Genomic DNA, 21,095 nt, shown 5'->3' with positions numbered 1-21,095 from the left:
GTCGCTCCGCTGCTCCAGCGTCTGGACCAGATGACGGAAAATATTGCCCAGTTGCTGCAGCTCGCCAGGGTCGGGCAATCTTTTTCTGCGGGAAGCTATCAGCAGGTGATGCTGCTGGAAGATGTGGTCATGCCGGTCCACGGTGAACTGGAGAGAATGCTGCAAACCCGACAGCAGCGTTTACAGTTGCCGGAAATGACAGAAGATATCGCGGTGGCGGGTGATGCCACGCTATTGCAGGTTCTGCTGCGCAATCTGGTGGAAAACGCCCATCGGTACAGCCCGGCAGGCACCACCATTACCGTGAGCCTTGTCGGCGGCGCAACGCCGGTTCTGTCGGTGGAAGATGAGGGTTCAGGCGTGGATGAATCCCGTAGCGGAGAGTTGAGTAAGGCTTTTGTGCGAATGGATAGTCGCTATGGCGGATCGGGGCTTGGATTGAGTATCGTTTCACGAATCGCCCAACTCCATGACGCGCAATTCTTCTTGCATAACCGTCAACCTGGTCCGGGTGTGCGCGCATGGGTGAAACTCAACTCGATTGCGCGTTAAGGGAATCTCAGTAAGAGAGCATCCAGAGATGGGTAAAGCCGATGATGATGGCGAGGGACAGCGCCACAGCCAGATACTGAGCCAGATTTTCTTTTTGCATAGATACTCTCCTGATTTTTCACAGGAGAGTAATCGGCTTTCATTAAGCAAACATTAAGATGCACAGGTGAATTTCGTGACCGGCATCTTGTTACGAGGCGGCAATAAACAATTCGCGCAATTGATGCAGCTGATCGCGGCATTTCGCCGCCTCTTCGAATTCGAGATTCTGCGCATGCTGCATCATCTGCCCTTCCAGCTCGTGAATTTTCTGCTGCAGCGCTTTCGGGGTTAACGCCAGTTCGGCGGCTTCCACCTGAGCAGGAGTGCGCGATTTACCGCGACCTTTGCCTTTGGTTTTAGCCAGATTCTCGCCGAGGCTCAGAATATCCACCACTTTCTTGTTCAAACCCTGCGGAGTGATGCCGTGTTCTTCGTTGTACTGCTGCTGTTTCTCGCGACGACGCTCGGTTTCCCCCATCGCCTTCGCCATGGACGGAGTAATTTTGTCGCCGTAGAGAATGGCCTTACCGTTGACGTTACGCGCTGCACGACCAATGGTCTGGATCAGCGAACGCTCGGAACGCAGGAAACCTTCTTTATCCGCATCCAGAATCGCCACCAGCGACACTTCTGGCATATCCAGCCCCTCACGCAGCAGGTTAATGCCCACCAGCACATCGAACTCGCCAAGGCGTAGGTCGCGGATAATCTCCATACGTTCAACCGTATCGATATCTGAGTGCAGATAACGCACACGTTCACCGTGTTCTTCCAGATATTCGGTTAAATCCTCCGCCATACGTTTGGTCAGTGTCGTGACCAGTACGCGCTCATTAATGGCAGCACGTTTGCGGATCTCGGAGAGCAGATCATCCACCTGGGTTGCCACCGGTCGCACTTCGATAATCGGGTCGAGCAACCCGGTCGGACGGACAACCTGGTCTATCACCTCACCACCGGATTTTTCGAGCTCATAATTGCCCGGCGTCGCCGACACGTAAATGGTTTGCGGTGCCAGCGCCTCGAACTCTTCGAATTTCAGTGGACGGTTATCGAGCGCCGACGGCAGACGGAAGCCATACTCCACCAGCGTCTCTTTACGCGCGCGGTCGCCACGGAACATACCGCCAATTTGCGGAATGGTGACGTGGGATTCATCAATAACCAGCAGGCCATCCGCCGGAAGATAATCAAACAGCGTCGGCGGCGGCTCGCCCGGCCCACGCCCGGAAAGGTAACGCGAGTAGTTTTCGATGCCGGAGCAGTATCCCAGCTCGTTCATCATTTCCAGATCAAACTGGGTACGCTGGGTCAGCCGCTGCTCTTCGAGCAGCTTATTATTCTCCAGTAGCACCTTGCGGCGTTCGACCAGCTCGTCTTTGATCTCCTCCATCGCCTGAATGATGCGCTCGCGTGGCGTGACGTAGTGGGTTTTGGGGTAGACGGTAAAGCGCTGGATGGTCGACTCAACGTGCCCGGTCAGCGGGTCAAACAGCGACAGCCGCTCCACTTCCTCATCAAACAGCTCAACGCGCAGGGCGATATCGTCCGATTCCGCCGGGAAGATATCGATCACCTCGCCTCGCACGCGAAAGGTGCCGCGCTGAAACGCCTGGTCATTGCGGGTGTACTGCAACTCTGCCAGACGACGCAGTATGGAACGCTGATCGATGATCATTCCTTTTGTCAGATGCAACATCATCTTCAGGTAGAGATCCGGATCACCCAGACCGTAAATCGCGGAGACCGATGCCACCACAATGACATCCCGACGTTCCAGCAGCGCCTTGGTTGCCGACAGACGCATCTGCTCGATGTGTTCGTTTACCGACGCGTCCTTTTCAATAAACGTGTCCGAACTCGGTACATAAGCTTCCGGCTGATAGTAGTCGTAATAGGAGACGAAATATTCCACGGCATTTTCCGGGAAGAACTCTTTCATTTCGCCATAGAGCTGTGCGGCAAGGGTTTTGTTCGGCGCCAGCACCATCGTCGGGCGCTGTAGATCCGCAATCACATTCGCCACGGTGAACGTCTTCCCTGAACCGGTCACGCCCAGCAAAGTCTGATGAGCCAGACCGTCTTCGAGACCCTCTTCCAGGCGACGAATTGCTTCTGGCTGATCGCCGGAGGGACGAAAAGCGGAATTCAGTTTGAATGGTTTACTCATGGACGGCTACCTGATGAAGGAATGAGCGGGCAGGAAAGTAATTTTACTCACCACAGCGAGATTTGCCAATAAAAAATACTGGATGTAAAAACAGTAGCGCAATCAGGAATATCTTCTACTCACAGCCAGAGTACGAGGAGCACACCTCGAAAATCACTCCTGACGGTACAAAACACCAGCAAAAGCGGGTTATCCCCAGAACATTTCCTTTTTTAACACTTGTCAAGCTTAGCAATGAAAGTTTTATGGCAGTGGGTGACAGATTTCTTACAAGGATTGCTTTTATTTAACTAATTAAAAAATAAAGAAATATTCCAAAAGACGCCTTTCGCAGCAATTCAGGCGCAAGCCGCGTGTTTACTCGCTTCTCGCACTTTTTCTAACTCTAATGCACAAGGTTATCCACAGGAATAGTGGATAACTGCTTCCAGCCCATATGCCTCGCCAGTCGCCTGAAACGGCTTCCGGGTCTCTTTGAGGGCAGTAAAAATTTTTTCTCGCTTTTTTTTGCAGAATATCTGCTAACGAAACGGCGAATTATCGTGCGATCATGCTCACATTTCATCGATCAAATGCACCATTTCCTGCCAGCCCCGGCACTGTCAAAGAGCATATATTTTCGTCTGCCAGGCGCAAAACGCGCTTTAACTCTCTCATTGATCGGCGGGTTCCGAAAAAAAGCTTGTTTTCATGTTCTGGCAAGCCTTTTGCACTGAACTGAATAACAACCTCTCTGTCACCCGATCAGAGATAAGGAGCGAACCGTGTTGAGCTTACGTGCAGTTAATCAGTATTACGGCAATCAACATACGCTATGGAATGTCGACCTCGACCTCGCCCCCGGCGTATGCACCTCTGTTATCGGCCTTCCAGGGATGGGCAAAACGACGCTTATAAATTGCATTACCGGTTATCTGCCCGTTGAGAGCGGTAGCATGGTCTGGCAAGAGGCAGGAGGGCCCCCCAGGGATCTACTCAACTTGCAGGCGGAGCATCGCAGCGCAATGGGTATAGGCTATGTTCCTCAGGACAGGCGAATATTTTCGCAAATGACCGTCGAGGAAAATCTGCATATCGCTATGCTCGCCTGTGGAGAGCCCCGCAGTACCGTCAATCGGGAGGTCTATGACCTGTTCCCCGACTTGTATGGGCTACGTCAGGTGAAAGGCGCAGGGCTGTCTGAGGATAATCAGCATCAACTGGCGATGGCTCGCGCCCTCGTCAATCGCCCGCGGCTGCTGATTCTGGACGAACCCACGCGCGGGCTTGGACAGGCATTTATCCATAAACTCGGCAATTTACTTGTCCGGCTCAACCAGGATTTCGGTATGACTATCCTGCTGGCCGAACAACATCTGTCGTTTATCCGCCGGGTTGCCGACCGTTTCTGCCTGTTGCATCGTGGTCGCAACGTTGCCGAAGGGGATGTCAGACAACTGGATGACCAGCTTCTGTCACACTGGATGTTGCCTGATTCAGCACGTTGAGATCGAGATAATGACCGTTTTGTGTAGCGAACGGCGCGTGGGCAAGCCAGGGAATTTCCCCGATCAGGGGTGCCTTTAACACGCGCCGTAGCGTCGCAAGATACTCGGTATGCCGTTTGCCTGGCGGCTGAACATCATTGGCAATCCAGCCTGCAAAGCGCAACCCCGCCTGCGCTATCGCCTGTGCGGTCAACATCGCATGATTAATACACCCAAGCTTAACGCCCACCACCAGAATCACTGGTAATTGCTCTGCGACGACCCAGTCGGCGAAAGTGAATGTCTCTGAAAGCGGCGTAAACCACCCTCCCGCACCTTCTGTCAGTATCCAGTCGGCCTGAGTTTCCAGCGCCCGCAGTCCGGCAGAGATCCCTTCGAGCGTAATGGGCGTGTCGGACTCCGCACTGACAATGTGCGGTGATGTCGGCTCCGCAAAGGTCCAGGGATTGACCTGAGAATAATCGAGCATGACGCTGCTGTTGTGTTGTAAGGCCAAAGCGTCACTGTTGCGTAACCCCTGTGCGGTCATTTCGCTGCCCGAGGCCACCGGTTTGTAACCGGTACTTCGCCATCCCCGAAGGTTTGCCGCCTGCAAGAGCGCGCAGCTCGCCACTGTTTTACCGACCTCGGTATCCGTGCCGGTAACAAAATAACGTTCAGTCACGTGTTATGACTCCCCAGAAAAGTTGATAGGTCAGTGGGAATGTCCCCTTCTGTTGCGGCCAGGCCAGCTGTAAGCATTGCAGTCCTCCCCGCGTGAGCCCCTGCCTGCGCCCGGCATGCAGATGGGTTGCTCCAGTCCCTTTTAGCGATCGCATGGCCTCGAGCGCGCCGGCAAAACAGAGCGTGACGGGCTCAATGCCCGCCTGATACTGCCAGCCGGATAAAGCGTCGTGGATTTGCGTAGCGGACAGAAAGCGATTGGCATGCGGCTTGTCATCAATTGCGCGCCACGCCTGATTGAGTTCAGGCAACGAGCCGCTCACCAGGGTGGTAAAGGCAATGTGTCCGCCAGGGCGCACCACGCGGTATAACTCTGCCAGCGCCTGACGTACGTCATCGCACCACTGCACCGCCAGGTTACTCCAGGCAAGACAAAATTCTGCGTCGCTAAAAGGCATGTCTTCGATATCCGCCAGCACATACCGTTCTGCCGCCTGCCTGCGTCGGGCCTCCTCCAGCATGGGCGAAGAGATATCCAGCGCCGTCACCCTTGCCCCCTGCATCCGCCAGTAGCGACTGAGCAACCCTGGCCCACATCCGGCATCCAGCACCTGATCTACAGGGACTGAATGGAGACGGGAAAGCAGTATTTCTGCGCTTTGTTGCTGTAATCCGTTGTGTTGGTCGTAACTACGGGCAGCGCGGCCAAAGGTATCGGCGATGGCTTGTTTATCAACACGCGGCATGCAATATCTCCAGTAACTGCTCAATATCTTCCGGCTCGTGGGCGGCAGTGAGCGTTATGCGCAACCGGGCAGTGCCTGGTGGGACGGTTGGCGGGCGAATCGCGGTCACCCAACAGCCGTGCGCCCGCAACTGCGCGGCAAGGTGTAAGGTGCGGCTGTTTTCGCCCACGATCAGCGGCTGAATGGCGCTGTCAGATGTTGTCACCTGTAGGTTTTGCGCCTGCGCACCCGCGCGGAATTGCGCTATCAGCGCATTCAGTTTGAGGCGCCGTTGTGCCCCCTCTTCGGAGCGAATAACAGCAAGTGAAGCGCTTATGGCCGTGGCCTGGGCGGGCGGCATATTGGTGCTGTAAATCAGATGGCGGGCGAACTGTGTCAGATAATCGGCCAGCGAGGCGCTGCACAGTACCGCCGCGCCACTCACACCGATCCCTTTGCCGAATGTGACAATCAGGATATCCGGCGTGATCTGCTGAACATGACAGCTACCGCGACCCTCGGCACCGCAAACACCGATGCCATGCGCATCGTCGACCATCAGCCAGCCATTTGCCTGCCGGGTCGCGCAGGCGATGTCAGCCAGCGGCGCACTGTCGCCATCCATACTGAACACCCCTTCGGTGACGACCAGTTGTTCGCCATTGATCGGTTTTGCCAGCAAAGCCGCGAGATGCGCGGTGTCGTTATGGACAAAGCGGCGCAACTCCGCCGGGCTTGAATTTGCCGCATCCAGCAACGAGGCATGGCTTAGCCTGTCGGCAACAATACGGTCCTCTTTCTTACTGAGCGCAGCAATCACCGCCTGATTGGCGGCAAATCCTGAGATAAACAGCAGCGCGCGAGGATACCCCAGCCAGTCGGCAAGCGCCTCCTCAAGCTGCTGGTGTGCCAGCGTGTAACCGCTCACGTGGCCAGAGCCGCCGCTTCCTGCACCGTATTTTTCCGCCCCTTGCTGCCAGGCGCGAACAATCGCAGGATGCTGGCTTAAGCCCAGGTAATCGTTACTGGAGAAGTTGCGATAACGCTGCCCGTCGCGAATCAGCCAGCGTCCGGCGCCATGTTCCACGCACTGGCGTGTACGCAACGCATCGGCCTGCCTGCGGGCGGCTAACCCCTCATCAATACGCTGTTGCCAGCTCATAGCGCAGCCGCGTTGTAATACTGTTCGGTATCCGCATGCAGGAGCTGCTGTTCCAGTTGCTCCTGCTGCGCTTTGTCGCCGTTGAGCACCCCGGTCTGCTGTGGATTTAGCCCCAGCTTACGGAACAGTTGCAGATCTTTGTCCTCTTCCGGGTTCGGCGTGGTCAGCAGTTTGCAGCCGTAGAAAATAGAGTTTGCCCCGGCCATAAAGCACATGGCCTGAGTCTGTTCGTTCATCTGCTCGCGCCCCGCAGACAGACGCACATGCGAGGTGGGCATCATGATACGCGCAACGGCAATAGTGCGAATAAAATCAAACGCATCGACGTCTTCATTATCCGCAAGCGGCGTGCCTTTCACTTTCACCAGCATGTTGATGGGCACGCTTTCCGGCGGTGTGGGTAAGTTGGCCAGTTGCAGCAGTAACCCGGCGCGATCGGTCACCGTTTCACCCAACCCCACAATCCCGCCAGAACAGACCTTGATTCCGGCCTCACGCACTTTATCAAGCGTATCCAGGCGCTCCTGGTAGGTACGCGTGGTGATGATATTGCCGTAAAATTCCGGCGACGTGTCCAGGTTGTGGTTGTAGTAATCCAGCCCGGCATGCGCCAGACGCTGCGCCTGACTGTCAGTGAGTGTACCGAGCGTCATACAGGCTTCCAGACCCATCGCCTTGACCCCTTCAACCATCTGTTCCAGGTACGGCATATCGCGATCGTTCGGGTTCTTCCAGGCAGCGCCCATACAAAAGCGCGTTGAACCGGCATTTTTCGCCTTACGGGCAGACTCCAGTACCTGCTCTACCTCCATCAATCTTTCCGCATCCAGCCCGGTTTTGTAGCGGGCGCTTTGCGGGCAGTATTTGCAGTCTTCCGGGCAGGCCCCGGTCTTGATAGAGAGCAGCGTACTGACCTGCACCTGGCGGGGATCAAAATGCTGGCGGTGAACCTGCTGCGCTTCAAAAAGCAGCTCCAGCAGAGGTTTTTCAAACAGTGCGGTGACTTGCGACATTGTCCAGCGAGTCTGGTGAGCCATTGGGCTTCTCCAAAGGGTGTTGTTAAATCTCGATTCGGGTTATACTTGTAAACCTAAATGTTTTTATTTTGGTTTACAAGTCGATTATGACAACGGACGATCTTGCCTTTGACCAGCGCCATATCTGGCACCCGTACACTTCCATGACCTCCCCGCTGCCGGTTTATCCGGTGCAATCCGCACAAGGCTGCGAACTGACGCTGGCCAGTGGCGAGCGGCTGATAGACGGGATGTCCTCCTGGTGGGCCGCCATTCACGGCTACAATCACCCGACGCTCAACACGGCGATGAAAGCGCAAATTGACCTCATGTCACATGTGATGTTTGGCGGCATCACCCACGAACCGGCCATAACTCTGTGCCGTAAACTGGTGGCGATGACACCGGAGAATCTGGAGTGCGTTTTCCTCGCTGACTCAGGCTCGGTGGCGGTAGAAGTGGCGATGAAAATGGCCCTGCAATACTGGCAGGCGAAAGGCGAACCCAGGCAGCGGTTTCTCACCTTCCGTAACGGCTATCACGGCGACACATTTGGCGCGATGTCCGTATGCGATCCGGATAATTCTATGCATAGCCTGTGGCAGGGCTACCTGCCGCAAAACCTCTTCGCCCCGGCGCCACAAAGCCGTTTCGAGGGAGAATGGGACGAGCGTGATATGGTGGGATTTGCCCGGCTGATGGCCGCGCATCGCCATGAGATTGCCGCAGTTATCCTTGAACCCATCGTCCAGGGCGCAGGGGGTATGCGCATGTACCATCCGCAGTGGCTTTGGCGCATCCGTAAAATGTGTGACCGGGAAGGAATATTGCTGATTGCCGATGAGATCGCTACCGGCTTTGGTCGCACCGGCAAGCTGTTCGCCTGCGAGCACGCCGGGATCGCCCCGGACATTCTCTGTCTTGGCAAGGCATTAACCGGCGGCACGATGACGCTTTCCGCCACGCTTACAACACGCCATATAGCCGGGACCATCAGCAACGGCGAAGCGGGCTGCTTTATGCATGGCCCGACGTTTATGGGTAATCCGTTAGCCTGCGCGGTCGCAACGGCCAGCCTGGGTCTGCTGGAAAGCGGCGAATGGCAATCTCAGGTGGCCACAATTGAACGCCAGCTTCGCGAAGAACTTTCTGTCGCAAGCAAGAGTGCCAACGTGGCCGATGTTCGCATACTGGGAGCAATCGGCGTGGTGGAGACCAAACATCCCGTGAATATGGCGGCGCTGCAACGTTTCTTTGTCGGCCAGGGGGTTTGGATCCGCCCGTTTGGCCGCCTCATTTACCTGATGCCGCCTTACACAATTAGCGCTCAACAACTGACGCGCTTAACCCAGGCAGTGAATGCCGCCATCGCCATGGACGAGATGTTCATTGTCTGATTTAACGCCCACCTGATCACGGGATGCTACACTTTTGGGGGTTAACTCATCCCGGAATCAGGAGGAAGAATGGCGATTTTAATGGTACTGACCTCGCATGATACCCTCGGCGACACCGGGCAAAAGACCGGTTTTTGGCTGGAAGAATTTGCCGCACCCTATTATGTTTTTCGCGATGCAGGACTGGATGTTGTGCTCGCAACACCCGCTGGCGGACAGCCGCCGCTGGATCCGAAAAGCGAAGCGCCCGATGCCCAAACCCAGGACACCGGGCGCTTTCGTAAAGACGAAGCCGCACAGCTCGCCCTGGCGAACACACAAAAACTGAGTGATATCGCCGCCGGCGATTATGACGCGCTGTTTTACCCCGGCGGTCACGGCCCACTGTGGGATCTGGCAGAACATCCTGTTTCTATCGCACTTATCGAAAAATACTGGGCCGAAGGCAAGCCGGTAGGAGCCGTATGCCATGCGCCGGGTGTGCTGCGCCATGCCCATAAGCCAGATGGCAGCCCACTGGTACAGGGCAAACGCGTGACAGGTTTTAGTAATAGCGAAGAAGAAGCCGTCGGCCTGACGCAGGTGGTGCCATTCCTGGTTGAAGATGCATTAAAACAGGCCGGAGGCTTGTATGAGCGCGGCGATGACTGGGGGGTATATGCCATAACCGACGGTCACCTCGTGACCGGGCAAAACCCGGCGTCGTCGGCTGCCGCCGCACAGGAATTGGTCAAATTGTTGCATCGCTGACAGGGGGTGGAATGAAGCTTATCAGTCATGATTTACAGGACGGGGGCAAATTGCCCCACCGCCACGTTTTTAACGGCATGGGCTACGACGGCGACAATATTTCGCCGCATCTGGCCTGGGATGATGTTCCGGCCGCAACCAAAAGCTTTGTCGTTACCTGCTACGACCCGGATGCTCCAACGGGTTCAGGCTGGTGGCACTGGGTCGTTGCGAACTTACCTGCCGATACCCGCGTCTTGCAGCAAGGCGCCGGTTCCGGAATAAGCGCACTGCCGGATGGGGCTATTCAGACACGAACTGACTTTGGCAAAGCCGGTTATGGCGGCGCGGCGCCGCCGAAAGGGGAAACCCACCGCTATATTTTCACCGTTTATGCGTTGGATGTGCCGGCAATTGATGTGGATGCCGACGCCAGCGGTGCGGTGGTCGGCTTTAATGTACATTTTCACTCTATCGCCAGCGCCTCCATCACCGCCCTTTTTAGCTAAAAAACCATTCATTTGAGGCCGATTTGCACAATCGGCTTCCCGTTTCGCTCAACTTAGTATAAAAAAGCAGGCTTCTGACGAAATCATTTAAACTTGCACAGCTGGAGCACCCCTTGAACACATTCTCGGTTTCTCGTCTGACGCTGGCACTGGCTTTTGGCGTGACACTGACCGCCTGTAGCTCAACGCCGCCGGATCAACTGCCTTCTCAACAAACTGCGCCAGGTACGGCATCACGTCCTGTTCTGACGGCGGGCGAAGCGAAAAACTTCGTTGCGGATAACTACTTCTCCTCCCTGACGCCGAACGCAGCCGCGTGGAAGCCTTATGCTATCCGTCTTCCGGCGCAGGCAAACTTCGTGGTTGGCCCGGCGGGTACGCCTGGCGTAACACACAACACAATTCAGGCAGCGGTTGACGCGGCCATTAACAAACACTCCAGCGATCGTCAGTTTATTGCCGTGATGCCGGGTGATTATGAAGGCACGGTCTATGTTCCTGCTGCGTCGGGCAGCGTGACTATTTACGGTACCGGCGAAAAACCGCTGGACGTGAAAATCGGTCTGGCTATCGACTCTGAGATGGACACTACCACCTGGCGTAAACTGGTCAATCCGTCAGGCAAATACATGCCGGGTAAACCTGCGTGGTACATGTTTGATAAATGCCAGAGCAACCGCAACGCCACCGTTGGCGTGATGTGTTCCGCTGTTTTCTGGTCACAGAACAATGGCCTGCAACTGCAGAATCTGACCATTCAGAATAGCCTTGGCGATAGTGTTGACGCCGGTAACCACCAGGCGGTTGCGTTCCGCAGCGATGGCGACAAAGTCCAGCTGAATAACGTCAATATCCTGGGCCGCCAGAACACGTTCTTCGTGACCAACAGCGGTGTTGATAACACCCTGCGTAACGATCGCCAGACCCGTACGCTGGTCACCAACAGCTATGTAGAAGGGGATGTGGATATCGTTGCAGGCCGCGGTGCGGTTGTGTTTGATAACACCGATTTCCGTGTTGTGAACTCCCGTACTCAGCAAGAAGGCTACGTGTTCGCGCCGGCAACCCTGTCCAGCGTTAATTTTGGTTTCCTGGCGACCAACAGCCGCTTTACTGCGACCGGTAACGGCGTGGCGCAGCTGGGCCGTTCTCTGGATCTGGATGCCAATACCAACGGCCAGGTTGTGATCCGCGATAGCGTGATCAACGAAGGTTTCAACGTGGCGAAGCCGTGGGCTGCCGCTGCAGCTTCAGGCCGCGCGTTTGCCGGTAATACGGGTGCGGTGGATGATAAAGGCAATATCCAGCGTCAGTTGAACGATCCTCGCTTCAACCGCATGTGGGAATTCAACAACCGTGGCGTAGGCAGCCAGGTTGTTGCTGAACCGAAAAAATAAGCCATCTGAAACGAAAAAACCTCGCCACGGCGAGGTTTTTTTATCTCTGAAAATCAGAAGGCGTTAACCACGACCCACATCGGCCCCTGGCCTACCGCATAACGGGATTTCTCGGTCAGCAGCCCCTGTTCGCCAGTAATTTCGTACAGTGCGATATGGTGGGATTTCTGCCCTGCCGCAATCAGGAATTTACCGCTGTGATCGACATTAAAGCCACGCGGCTGTGTTTCTGTCGGCTGGAAGCCCTCAATAGCCAGCACGCTGCCATCTTCTGACACACTGAACACGGTGATCAGGCTGGCGGTACGGTCGCAGGCATACAGGTGACGGCCATCCGGCGTAATATGGATATCCGCCGCCCAGCGGGTATCAGAAAAGTCAGCCGGCATCATATCCAGCGTCTGCACGCATTCAATCTTGCCGTGCACATCGCTCAACTGCCATACATCGACAGAGCTGTTCAGTTCATTCACACAGTAGGCAAAGCGTTTGTTCGGATGGAAGGCGATATGGCGCGGGCCTGCACCTTCAACGGTGGTCACTTCCGCCGGGTCTTGCGGTTGCAGGTTGCCGTCTTCGGACAGCGTAAACAGGCAAATACGATCTTGTTTCAGCGCCGGAACCCAGAGGGTGCGGTTGTCAGGAGAAATATTGGCGGAATGACAACCTTCCAGCCCTTCGACCACGTCAAGGGTTTCGGTCGGCACGCCGTCGTCGAGACGGGTAACGCTGACACAACCAGCATTATAGGAACCGCTGAACAGGAAACGACCACTGTGATCGGTAGAGATATGTGTCGGGCTACCCGGCAGAGACGCTTCTGCGGTGTAAGTCAGCGCACCGTCGTCCGGCGCAATACGGTAAGCAATAACGCGAAATTCCGGGCGGACACCCACGTAGAGGTAACGTTTATCAGGGCTTATGACCATCGGCTGAACCTGGCCGGGAACATCCACCACCTGCACAAGCGTCAGGGTGCCTTCGGGATTCAAACGCCAGACATGAATTTGCTGACTTTCCGGGCTGGCGGTATAAACGGTTTGTTTCATGAATACTCCTTTCCTTGATACTGCGTTAATTTACCAGGATAGCCTTTTTTCGTGGTTAATGCTGAATTTCGCGCGCAGATTTTGCCCATGGCGCGACTCGGTGTACCATCCCGAAAAAGCCAAATTCATCATTGACCACGGAAAACGACATGACCTCGCGTGTATTAGCACTGGATTTAGACGGTACCTTACTGACGCCCAAAAAAACGCTGCTCCCCTCATCTCTCGAAGCGCTTGCCCGGGCAAAAGCAGCCGGCTATCAGTTAATTATTGTCACCGGGCGGCATCACGTTGCCATCCATCCTTTTTATCAGGCACTGGCGCTCGATACACCTGCAATTTGCTGTAATGGCACTTATTTGTATGATTATCAGGCAAAAAAAGTGTTAACAGCCGATCCGTTGCCGGTTTCGCAAGCCGTTAAACTGATTGAGATGCTCGAATCCCACGACGTTCATGGTTTGATGTATGTCGATAATGCCATGCTCTATGAAAAACCGACCGGCCATGTCATCCGCACCAATAACTGGGCACAAACACTGCCGCCGGAACAGCGGCCGGTTTTCACCCAGGTGGACTCGCTGCGTGCTGCTGCCAGTGAAGTCGACGCTATCTGGAAATTTGCCCTGACCGACGAAGACACTGATAAGCTCAGGCAGTTTGCTAACACCGTCGAGCAGACGCTGGGGCTGGAGTGCGAGTGGTCATGGCATGACCAGGTCGATATCGCACGGTCCGGCAACAGCAAAGGCAAACGCCTGAGCGAATGGGTTAGCGCACAAGGCTTGTCGATGAAAGATGTCGTGGCGTTTGGTGACAACTACAATGACATCAGCATGCTGGAAGCGGCGGGCCTTGGGGTCGCGATGGGAAATGCCGATGACGCGGTCAAAGCCCGCGCCAACGTTGTGATTGGCGATAACACTACCGACAGTATCGCCAGCTTTATCTATAGCCATCTGCTGTAATCAGGCAGTGATCGATACACTCTTAATTTGCGCATAGAGCCACAGGCCAGGTTTGATACTCAGCTCATCCCTGGCCCACGGGCTGATTCGCGCCCACAGTGTCCTTCCGCCTACATCCAACTGAACCTCCACCTGCCCGTCGAGATCGTAGTTTTGCACCACTTTCGCCCGCAGGGTATTACGAATACTGGTATTGCTGGAGGGTTGCAGCACCAGCGACACATCGGTTGCCTGAATACGGATACGCACAGCAGACTGGAGCGGCTTATCCAGTCTGTTTACCCAAAGGTGCTGGTCGCCAAGCGCCAGCGCCGTCATGGCGTAATGCGGATGCTGCTCCAGCACGCTCACTTTCAGAATGCTGCTTTGCTGCTCCTGCGGCAACCACGGATTCATCACGCTGCTTCCCCAGACGTCTTCGAGTTTACCAAACGCTTTCACCGACCCCGCTTCCAGCACCATCACTTTATCGGCAAGGTGCAGAATCTCATCCAGCGAGTGGCTGACATAGAGCACTGGAATATTGATTTCCCGCGCCAGGCGTTGCAGATAGGGCAACAGCTCACGTTTACGCGGGATATCCAGCGATGCCAGCGGCTCATCCAGCAACAACAATTCCGGTGCCGTTAACAGGGCGCGGCCAATCGCCACGCGCTGCTTCTCCCCCCCCGACAGTCCGCCAGGCAGACGGTCTAAAAGCTGTTCGATACCCAGTAAAGCCACCAGCTTGTCAAACTGCCCGGCCATGGATTTCGCCATGCCGTAACGCAGGTTACCCAGCACGTTGTAATGCGGGAACAGGCGCGCATCCTGGAAGACATAACCGACCCGACGCTTTTCCGGCGGCAGGCAGATTTTTTTCTCAGCGTCATACAGCACGCGATCATTGAGCACGATACGGCCCTGCTCCGGGCGCGTTAAGCCGCTAATTGCATTGATCAGGGAGGTTTTCCCGGCCCCCGATACGCCAAATATCGCCGTAATACCGCTGGCTGGCAGACTTTCGTCAACCTGCAGACGGTGCGTTCCCAGCGTCTGACTAAAATTCAATTCCAGCACAGGTTATCTCCCGGTCCGTTCACGGCTAATACGCGCCAGCCATTCGGAAATGAGCAGCGAAACGAGCGCCAGAATAATGGAGATCACGCATAAACGCGCCGCCGCCATTTCACCGCCGGGTGTCTGAATAAGGGTGTACATCGCCGAAGGAATGGTGCGCGTTTCACCAGGAATGTTTGAGACAAAGGTGATGGTCGCGCCAAACTCACCCAGCGAACGGGCAAAGGCCAGAACGGTGCCGACAATAATCCCCGGCAGCGTTAAAGGCAGCGTAATCGTCATAAACACGCGCCAGCGCCCGGCGCCTAAGGTACGGGCAGCCTGCTCAAGTTTAGTATCAACGCCTTCCAGCGCCAGACGAATGGCGCGAACCATCAGCGGAAATGACATCACGGCTGCCGCGAGGACCGCGCCCCGCCAGCTAAAGGCAAAGGTAATACCGAACCAGTCAAAGAGCCACTGGCCGATAAATCCGCGCCTTCCCATGGCAATAAGTAGTAAGTACCCTACGACAACCGGAGGGAGAACCAGGGGAAGATGAAGGAAGCTGTCGAGCAGGGCTTTGCCCGGAAAGGTACAGCGCACCAGTAACCAGGCAAAGAAAATCCCAAAGGGCAAGCTAATGACAACTGCGAGGGATGAAACTTTCAGGCTGAGTATCACTGCCTGCCATTCAGGATCCGTTAATATCATTCGTGTGTCGTAAATCCGTAACGTTTAAACACGGCGGAAGCTTCCGGGGTTTTCAGATAGTCATAGAACGCGCTGACCGTTGCGTTTTTATGACCTTCGGTAATCGCCATCGGATATTCCACCTTCTGGTGAGAGTTTTCCGGGAAAGTCCCGACCACTTTCACGCCCTTGCTGGCTACAGCGTCAGAACCGTAAACGATACCCAGAGGGGCTTCGCTACGTTCAACCAGTGCCAAAGCACCGCGTACATCTTCTGCTGGCGCCAGGCGCGGGGATAATTTATCCCACGCCCCCAGTTTTTGCAGCGCCTCTTTCGCATAGATGCCAGCCGGAACGTGCTCCGGATCGCCAACCGCCAGGCGTCCGCCTTGCAGCAGGCTTGCCCAGTCAGTGGCCGCGTCAATAGTGATATCGCCCTGGGTACTGCTTTTCGGCGCCACAACAACCAGGCTGTTACCCAGCAGCGTTACGCGCGTGCCAGTATCGATACTCTTTTTATCAACCGCGTAATCCATCCATTTCTGGTCTGCAGAAATGAACAGATCCGCAGGCGCGCCCGCTTCGATTTGACGTGCCAGCGTAGAAGAAGAGGCAAACGACGAAACCACATCGACGTTTTTCTCTTTCTTATACGCCGCGGCAATGTCCTGCATTGCATTGGTCAGCGACGCTGCCGCAAAAACGGTAATTTTCCCTTCATCTGCCAGCGCATGTCCGGCAACCGAAAGCGATAATGTCGCCCCGACTAAAAGGCGTAACCCTGTATGTGCCATCTGTAACTCCTGTGAGTGTCGTTATATATTACGGAATATAACGATACTACCAGAGATTTACCGTATGAGGTCATACTCATCAGGAATTACGGAGGTTATTAAGATATCGGCAAGCTTATGCCAATCTTGAATAGCAAAACGCCCGCAATGGCGGGCGTTTTTTTAAATTTAGCGGCGTTGCGCGGGGCGGTCGCGATGACCAACATTTGAAAAAAGGTTGAATACCTCACCCAGGCCATAGATCAACCCCAGGATGATAGCCATCACCACAGGGACCATGATTACGGCAAAAACTAAGCTTTTCAATAACTCAAACATGGTCAACTCCATTTAGTGTTAAGGGGGCATTCTAACCGCATCCGACAGAAAAACACTCGCCTTTTGTGCCATCGTCAGTAACCTTTTACAGGGACTGGCGACTGAGTACAAACATATCCGCGCTGCGAATATTCCAGGGACGGGCAATATGCGAATGTTGCGTGCTGTCGACACGCATTTTATCAAACGGAATGCATTTTACCTCTTTGCTTGAGTCCCAGGTGACCAGCCCTTCGTCCGTCACTTTTGAAATGACCGTCCAGTGGCTATATTCCTGCTCACCATCATTATAATCGTAAGCCTGAATAACTACCCTTCCCGCTTTATAATTCGCCAGGCTTAACGTATCGAGAATATCCCGGCGATCGCGCGGTTTATCGTTATGCCAGTAGGGCATGCTAAAGGCGAACTGCCATTGTTGACGGGTTTTCGGGTCGTAAAATTCATACTCAGCATTTAACAGAGCCATCGTCCGGCTCAGGGTATTTTTAAGCGAACCGCGGCCAATGCCGTTAACAAATCCCATCGGATCGCCATCAAATACATATTGCTGCAAAATCACAGGGAAGATTTCCGGGAGCGCCAGCTCTGGTTCCAGTAAATGTATCCCATTCGCCATCGCGTAAAAACCACAGGCCCCGTCCAATTCACCTTGCAAGGCCGGGCGTTTTCTGACTGCCATATTCTATTCCTTCAGCGGAGTGTCTCTTTCCGCTATCGACAATTGTGACAGTATCTTTAGAAAAACAACGCGTACTGGGGAAGACTAGGCTACAGGTCAATTTTCCTTCACAATATTCCTTTTACGTCAGGACACTACGCTATGCAGGCTGAAATTCTTCTTACCCTTAAACTCCAGGAGCGGCTGTTCGCTGACCCGCGCCGTATTCATCTCCTCAAACAGATAGAGCAGACGGGTTCAATAAGCCAGGGGGCGAAGAATGCAAACATCAGCTATAAAAGTGCCTGGGATGCCATTAATGAAATGAATCAGCTCAGCGAACAGACGCTGGTGGAACGCGCGACCGGGGGAAAAGGCGGCGGTGGCGCTGTCGTTACCCGCTACGGTCAGCGTCTTATTCAACTCTATGATTTACTTGGCCAGATTCAGCAAAAAGCGTTTGATGTGTTGAGCGACGACGATGCCATGCCGCTGAACAGCCTGCTGGCGGCCATTTCCCGTTTTTCACTGCAAACCAGCGCCCGTAACCAGTGGTTCGGTACCATTACTGCCCTCGACCACCAGCAGGTGCAGCAACATGTCAACGTGCTACTGGCAGATGGTACAACATCTCTCAACGTCGCCATTACTGCCCAAAGCGTGCAGCGCCTGGATTTGACGCAAGGCAAAGAGGTGCTGGTGCTACTGAAAGCGCCGTGGGTAGCCATCACAACTGACCATGCCACCGCTCTGCAAGCCGATAACCAGCTCCGGGGACGTATCAGCCATATTGAGCGTGGCGAGTTGCAGTGCGAAGTTTTGCTCACGCTGCCCGATGGCCAGCAGTTATGTGCGACAGTCCCCGCGCCGCAAGCGCAAGATCTAAAGGAAGATGCTGAGGTCACCGCATATTTTAATGCTGACAAGGTCATTCTCGCCACGTTGTGCTAAGTCGATTGACAAGTTGCCGGCTAATACGTATCCCTGTTCGTATCGCTGCAAAAAATGGGATACATAATGTCATCATTGCAAATTTCGCAAGGTACGTTTCGCCTGAGCGACACCCGAACACTGTCGATTAATCACTTAACGCTTCAGTCTGGTGAAAGCTGGGCTTTCGTCGGAGCAAACGGTAGCGGGAAATCGGCGCTGGCTAAAGCGCTGGCCGGCGAGCTAACACTCCTTAAAGGGGAACGCGAGAGCAGCTTCTCGCGCATTACCCGTCTGTCATTCGAACAGTTGCAAAAACTGGTCAGTGAAGAGTGGCAGCGCAATAACACCGATATGCTAAGTCCCGGTGAAGATGATACCGGCCGCACCACCGCAGAAATTATCCAGGATGAGGTCAAGGATGCCGCGCGCTGCCAGCAACTGGCAGAACGTTTTGGTATCACCTCTCTGCTCTCGCGGCGTTTTAAATACCTCTCCACAGGAGAGACACGCAAAACGCTTCTCTGCCAGGCGCTAATGTCACAACCCGATTTACTGATCCTTGACGAGCCTTTTGATGGCCTGGACGTGACTTCACGGCAGAATCTCGCCGCCCTCCTTGCCGAGCTTAATGCTGAGGGCTACACCCTGGTGCTGGTACTGAACCGCTTCGATGAAATTCCGGATTTTGTGCAGAATGCGGGGGTGCTGGCTGACTGCGCGCTAACGGAAGTCGGCGAAAAATCGGCACTGTTACAGCAGGCGCTCATCGCGCAACTGGCGCACAGCGAGAATCTGGCGGGGATGGCGCTGCCGGAACCGGATGCGCCGCCGGCCCGTGCTCAACTGACCGCCGGGGAGCCGCTGATTGTGCTCAAAGATGGCGTCGTCTCCTATAACGATCGTCCGATTATTAACCATCTCAACTGGACGGTTCGGCCGGGCGAACACTGGCAAATTAGTGGGCCGAACGGGGCGGGAAAATCGACGCTGCTCAGTCTGGTGACGGGCGATCATGCGCAGGGCTATAGCAATGATTTAACCCTTTTTGGTCGCCGTCGCGGCAGTGGCGAAACCATCTGGGATATTAAAAAGCATATTGGTTACGTCAGTAGCAGTCTGCATCTGGACTATCGCGTCAGCACGACCGTACGCAATGTAATACTTTCCGGCTATTTTGACTCCATTGGCATTTATCAGGCTGTTTCGGATAAACAGCGCAAACTGGCACAACAGTGGCTTGACATCGCGGGGTTTAATGCCAAAACCGCCGATGCCCCCTTCCATAGTTTGTCATGGGGACAGCAACGCCTGGCGCTGATTGTCCGCGCGCTGGTGAAACATCCGACGTTACTGATCCTTGATGAGCCGCTGCAAGGCCTGGATCCGCTGAACCGTCAGTTGATTCGCCGCTTTGTCGATGTACTGATTGGCGAAGGCGAAACGCAACTGTTATTTGTCTCCCACCATGCCAGTGATGCCCCAACGTGTATCACGCATCGCTTACAGTTTGTTCCGGATGGCGACAACTGGCGCTACGAGTTTGATTGAGTTTTTCACAGGCGGGGCGCTGCCCTGCCTGTGTTTCATATCATTTTCAGAATTTATGCATCATTACGTCATTATTTATCTGATTTATAATCAGTTACGCGATCAGATAATGCGTATCACGTTGCAGTGTAAACGATTCCACTAATTTATCACATATCACAGTTTTGCCATCTCTGTTATGCTAAAGTTAATTCATAACATACGCCTGATGGAGTGATATATGAAAGTTCTGGTTACGGGTGGTAGCGGTTACATTGGAAGCCATACCTGTGTACAACTGCTGCAAAATGGCCACGACGTCATCATCCTCGACAATCTGTGTAACAGTAAACGCAGTGTCGTGCCGGTGCTTGAACGCCTGGGGGGCAAATCCGCCCTGTTTATCCAGGGTGATATTCGTGATGAAGCACTGCTGGCTGAAATCCTGCACGATCATGCAATCGAAGCGGTCATCCACTTCGCGGGACTGAAAGCCGTTGGCGAATCCGTCGCCAAACCGCTGGAGTACTACGATAACAACGTCAATGGCACACTCCGTCTGGTGAATGCCATGCGCGCGGCCAACGTCAAAAATCTCATTTTTAGCTCCTCCGCAACGGTCTATGGCGATCAGCCGCAAATCCCTTATGTCGAAAGTTTCCCGACTGGCACCCCGCAAAGCCCCTACGGCAAAAGCAAGCTGATGGTTGAGCAGATCCTGACCGACCTGCAAAAAGCCCAGCCGGACTGGAGCATTGCGCTGCTGCGTTATTTCAATCCGGTGGGTGCTCATCCGTCAGGAGATATGGGTGAAGACCCACAGGGTATCCCGAACAACCTGATGCCCTACATCGCTCAGGTGGCTGTAGGCCGTCGCGATTCACTGGCGGTATTTGGTAATGACTACCCTACGCCTGATGGCACCGGCGTACGCGATTACATCCACGTCATGGATTTGGCCGACGGTCATGTTGTGGCGATGGAAAAACTGGCGGGCAAGCAAGGCGTCCATATTTATAACCTCGGCGCAGGCGTTGGCAGCAGCGTGCTGGATGTGGTTAACGCATTCAGCAAAGCCTGCGGTAAACCGGTAGCGTACCACTTCGCTCCCCGTCGCGATGGCGATCTGCCTGCCTACTGGGCGGATGCAAGCAAAGCGGATAATGAGCTGGGCTGGCGTGTGACTCGTACGCTCGATGAGATGGCACAAGATACCTGGCGCTGGCAGTCCCGCCACCCGCAGGGTTACACCGATTAAAGGAAGG

At 54.6% G+C, this 21,095-nt stretch carries 21 protein-coding genes; 10 read left to right on the top strand and 11 right to left on the bottom strand.

The annotated features are described in order from the left end of the window. Positions 1–552, top strand: a 552-nt coding sequence (locus AAIG39_RS25060; protein ID WP_343194982.1) for an ATP-binding protein, incomplete at its 5' end; no start/stop codon positions are given. A gap of 190 nt (positions 553–742) precedes the next feature. Here the strand turns inward: AAIG39_RS25060 and uvrB are convergent. Next, positions 743–2,764: an excinuclease ABC subunit UvrB gene (gene uvrB / locus AAIG39_RS25055; RefSeq protein ID WP_090086870.1), complete on the bottom strand. Its 2,022-nt coding sequence runs from the start codon at positions 2,762–2,764 to the stop codon at positions 743–745. A gap of 764 nt (positions 2,765–3,528) precedes the next feature. Here uvrB and AAIG39_RS25050 point away from each other — a divergent pair. Then, positions 3,529–4,251, top strand: coding sequence for an ABC transporter ATP-binding protein (locus tag AAIG39_RS25050; RefSeq protein ID WP_090086868.1), 723 nt, complete (start codon positions 3,529–3,531; stop codon positions 4,249–4,251). On the opposite strand, the gene bioD is transcribed toward AAIG39_RS25050, so the two are convergent. From bioD to bioB, 4 genes are read right to left on the bottom strand one after another with little or no spacing between them, the layout of a single operon-like run. Next, positions 4,193–4,915, bottom strand: coding sequence for a dethiobiotin synthase (bioD, locus tag AAIG39_RS25045; protein WP_343194981.1), 723 nt, complete (start codon positions 4,913–4,915; stop codon positions 4,193–4,195). The two genes, AAIG39_RS25050 and bioD, sit on opposite strands and share 59 nt — an antisense overlap. After that, entirely contained in the window at positions 4,908–5,660 is a 753-nt protein-coding gene (bioC, locus tag AAIG39_RS25040; RefSeq protein WP_090086863.1) for a malonyl-ACP O-methyltransferase BioC, read from the bottom strand. Before bioC ends, bioD begins: the two co-directional genes overlap by 8 nt. Beyond that, the gene (bioF, locus tag AAIG39_RS25035; protein WP_343194980.1) at positions 5,647–6,801 is read right to left on the bottom strand and encodes an 8-amino-7-oxononanoate synthase; all 1,155 of its coding nucleotides are present in this window, start codon (positions 6,799–6,801) and stop codon (positions 5,647–5,649) included. The genes bioC and bioF overlap by 14 nt, the downstream gene beginning before the upstream one ends. Beyond that, a complete protein-coding gene (gene bioB / locus AAIG39_RS25030) occupies positions 6,798–7,838 on the bottom strand; it encodes a biotin synthase BioB (RefSeq protein WP_090086859.1) in 1,041 nt (346 codons plus the stop codon). Before bioB ends, bioF begins: the two co-directional genes overlap by 4 nt. Positions 7,839–7,924: 86 nt before the next feature. Here bioB and bioA point away from each other — a divergent pair, with 86 nt between their 5' ends. The 4 genes from bioA to AAIG39_RS25010 all read left to right on the top strand — a co-directional run bounded on the left by bioA (position 7,925) and on the right by AAIG39_RS25010 (position 11,849). Then, positions 7,925–9,214 (top strand): adenosylmethionine--8-amino-7-oxononanoate transaminase, encoded by a 1,290-nt coding sequence (gene bioA, locus AAIG39_RS25025; RefSeq protein ID WP_090087148.1) that lies wholly within the window; start codon positions 7,925–7,927, stop codon positions 9,212–9,214. A 69-nt stretch (positions 9,215–9,283) separates the two neighbouring features. Further along, entirely contained in the window at positions 9,284–9,964 is a 681-nt protein-coding gene (locus AAIG39_RS25020) for a type 1 glutamine amidotransferase domain-containing protein (RefSeq protein ID WP_090086857.1), read from the top strand. 11 nt (positions 9,965–9,975) lie between these two features. Then, entirely contained in the window at positions 9,976–10,452 is a 477-nt protein-coding gene (locus AAIG39_RS25015) for a kinase inhibitor (RefSeq protein WP_249568662.1), read from the top strand. Between the two features lie 113 nt (positions 10,453–10,565). After that, positions 10,566–11,849, top strand: a complete 1,284-nt coding sequence (locus AAIG39_RS25010; protein ID WP_090086853.1) for a putative acyl-CoA thioester hydrolase — start codon at positions 10,566–10,568, stop codon at positions 11,847–11,849. Positions 11,850–11,902: 53 nt separating this feature from the next. Here AAIG39_RS25010 and pgl read toward each other — a convergent pair whose 3' ends face one another. Then, on the bottom strand, positions 11,903–12,898 hold the full coding sequence (pgl, locus tag AAIG39_RS25005) for a 6-phosphogluconolactonase (RefSeq protein ID WP_343194979.1): 996 nt from the start codon (positions 12,896–12,898) through the stop codon (positions 11,903–11,905). A gap of 149 nt (positions 12,899–13,047) precedes the next feature. Here pgl and AAIG39_RS25000 point away from each other — a divergent pair, with 149 nt between their 5' ends. Then, positions 13,048–13,866: a pyridoxal phosphatase gene (locus AAIG39_RS25000; RefSeq protein WP_343194978.1), complete on the top strand. Its 819-nt coding sequence runs from the start codon at positions 13,048–13,050 to the stop codon at positions 13,864–13,866. On the opposite strand, the gene modC is transcribed toward AAIG39_RS25000, so the two are convergent. The 5 genes from modC to AAIG39_RS24975 form a co-directional block, all read right to left on the bottom strand. Next, on the bottom strand, positions 13,867–14,925 hold the full coding sequence (gene modC / locus AAIG39_RS24995) for a molybdenum ABC transporter ATP-binding protein ModC (protein ID WP_249568665.1): 1,059 nt from the start codon (positions 14,923–14,925) through the stop codon (positions 13,867–13,869). It lies immediately after the preceding gene. A gap of 3 nt (positions 14,926–14,928) precedes the next feature. Further along, positions 14,929–15,618, bottom strand: coding sequence for a molybdate ABC transporter permease subunit (gene modB / locus AAIG39_RS24990; RefSeq protein WP_090086845.1), 690 nt, complete (start codon positions 15,616–15,618; stop codon positions 14,929–14,931). Then, on the bottom strand, positions 15,615–16,391 hold the full coding sequence (modA, locus tag AAIG39_RS24985) for a molybdate ABC transporter substrate-binding protein (protein ID WP_343194977.1): 777 nt from the start codon (positions 16,389–16,391) through the stop codon (positions 15,615–15,617). The genes modB and modA overlap by 4 nt, the downstream gene beginning before the upstream one ends. Positions 16,392–16,559: 168 nt before the next feature. After that, a complete protein-coding gene (locus AAIG39_RS24980; RefSeq protein WP_039077255.1) occupies positions 16,560–16,709 on the bottom strand; it encodes an AcrZ family multidrug efflux pump-associated protein in 150 nt (49 codons plus the stop codon). Between the two features lie 85 nt (positions 16,710–16,794). Further along, complete coding sequence (locus AAIG39_RS24975) at positions 16,795–17,391, bottom strand: hypothetical protein (protein WP_090086841.1); 597 nt, start codon at positions 17,389–17,391, stop codon at positions 16,795–16,797. A 141-nt stretch (positions 17,392–17,532) separates the two neighbouring features. On the opposite strand from AAIG39_RS24975, the gene modE reads away from it, so the two are divergent. From modE to galE, 3 genes are all read left to right on the top strand, one after another. Then, a complete protein-coding gene (gene modE / locus AAIG39_RS24970) occupies positions 17,533–18,321 on the top strand; it encodes a molybdenum-dependent transcriptional regulator (protein WP_249568667.1) in 789 nt (262 codons plus the stop codon). 66 nt (positions 18,322–18,387) lie between these two features. Beyond that, a complete protein-coding gene (modF, locus tag AAIG39_RS24965; RefSeq protein ID WP_343194976.1) occupies positions 18,388–19,851 on the top strand; it encodes a molybdate ABC transporter ATP-binding protein ModF in 1,464 nt (487 codons plus the stop codon). Between the two features lie 220 nt (positions 19,852–20,071). Then, positions 20,072–21,088 carry a UDP-glucose 4-epimerase GalE gene (galE, locus tag AAIG39_RS24960; RefSeq protein ID WP_090086835.1) on the top strand — a complete coding sequence of 339 codons (1,017 nt, stop codon included), beginning with the start codon at positions 20,072–20,074 and terminating at the stop codon, positions 21,086–21,088. Positions 21,089–21,095 lie beyond the last annotated feature (7 nt).

This window comes from Phytobacter palmae (assembly GCF_039409775.1).
Lineage (GTDB): Bacteria > Pseudomonadota > Gammaproteobacteria > Enterobacterales > Enterobacteriaceae > Phytobacter > Phytobacter palmae.
Note: the sequence above shows the minus strand (reverse complement) of the source record. Positions and strands in the feature narration are given on the sequence as shown.

Bases quoted from the DNA above. Each gene is read 5' to 3' on its own strand.
- AAIG39_RS24980 (WP_039077255.1), bottom strand. From the start codon at position 16,709: ATGTTTGAGTTATTGAAAAGCTTAGTTTTTGCCGTAATCATGGTCCCT.
- bioF (WP_343194980.1), bottom strand. From the start codon at position 6,801: ATGAGCTGGCAACAGCGTATTGATGAGGGGTTAGCCGCCCGCAGGCAG.
- modB (WP_090086845.1), bottom strand. From the start codon at position 15,618: ATGATATTAACGGATCCTGAATGGCAGGCAGTGATACTCAGCCTGAAA.
- bioB (WP_090086859.1), bottom strand. From the start codon at position 7,838: ATGGCTCACCAGACTCGCTGGACAATGTCGCAAGTCACCGCACTGTTT.
- AAIG39_RS25000 (WP_343194978.1), top strand. From the start codon at position 13,048: ATGACCTCGCGTGTATTAGCACTGGATTTAGACGGTACCTTACTGACG.
- AAIG39_RS25020 (WP_090086857.1), top strand. From the start codon at position 9,284: ATGGCGATTTTAATGGTACTGACCTCGCATGATACCCTCGGCGACACC.
- bioC (WP_090086863.1), bottom strand. From the start codon at position 5,660: ATGCCGCGTGTTGATAAACAAGCCATCGCCGATACCTTTGGCCGCGCT.
- uvrB (WP_090086870.1), bottom strand. From the start codon at position 2,764: ATGAGTAAACCATTCAAACTGAATTCCGCTTTTCGTCCCTCCGGCGAT.
- bioA (WP_090087148.1), top strand. From the start codon at position 7,925: ATGACAACGGACGATCTTGCCTTTGACCAGCGCCATATCTGGCACCCG.
- AAIG39_RS24975 (WP_090086841.1), bottom strand. From the start codon at position 17,391: ATGGCAGTCAGAAAACGCCCGGCCTTGCAAGGTGAATTGGACGGGGCC.
- modF (WP_343194976.1), top strand. From the start codon at position 18,388: ATGTCATCATTGCAAATTTCGCAAGGTACGTTTCGCCTGAGCGACACC.
- modE (WP_249568667.1), top strand. From the start codon at position 17,533: ATGCAGGCTGAAATTCTTCTTACCCTTAAACTCCAGGAGCGGCTGTTC.
- pgl (WP_343194979.1), bottom strand. From the start codon at position 12,898: ATGAAACAAACCGTTTATACCGCCAGCCCGGAAAGTCAGCAAATTCAT.
- galE (WP_090086835.1), top strand. From the start codon at position 20,072: ATGAAAGTTCTGGTTACGGGTGGTAGCGGTTACATTGGAAGCCATACC.
- modA (WP_343194977.1), bottom strand. From the start codon at position 16,391: ATGGCACATACAGGGTTACGCCTTTTAGTCGGGGCGACATTATCGCTT.
- AAIG39_RS25015 (WP_249568662.1), top strand. From the start codon at position 9,976: ATGAAGCTTATCAGTCATGATTTACAGGACGGGGGCAAATTGCCCCAC.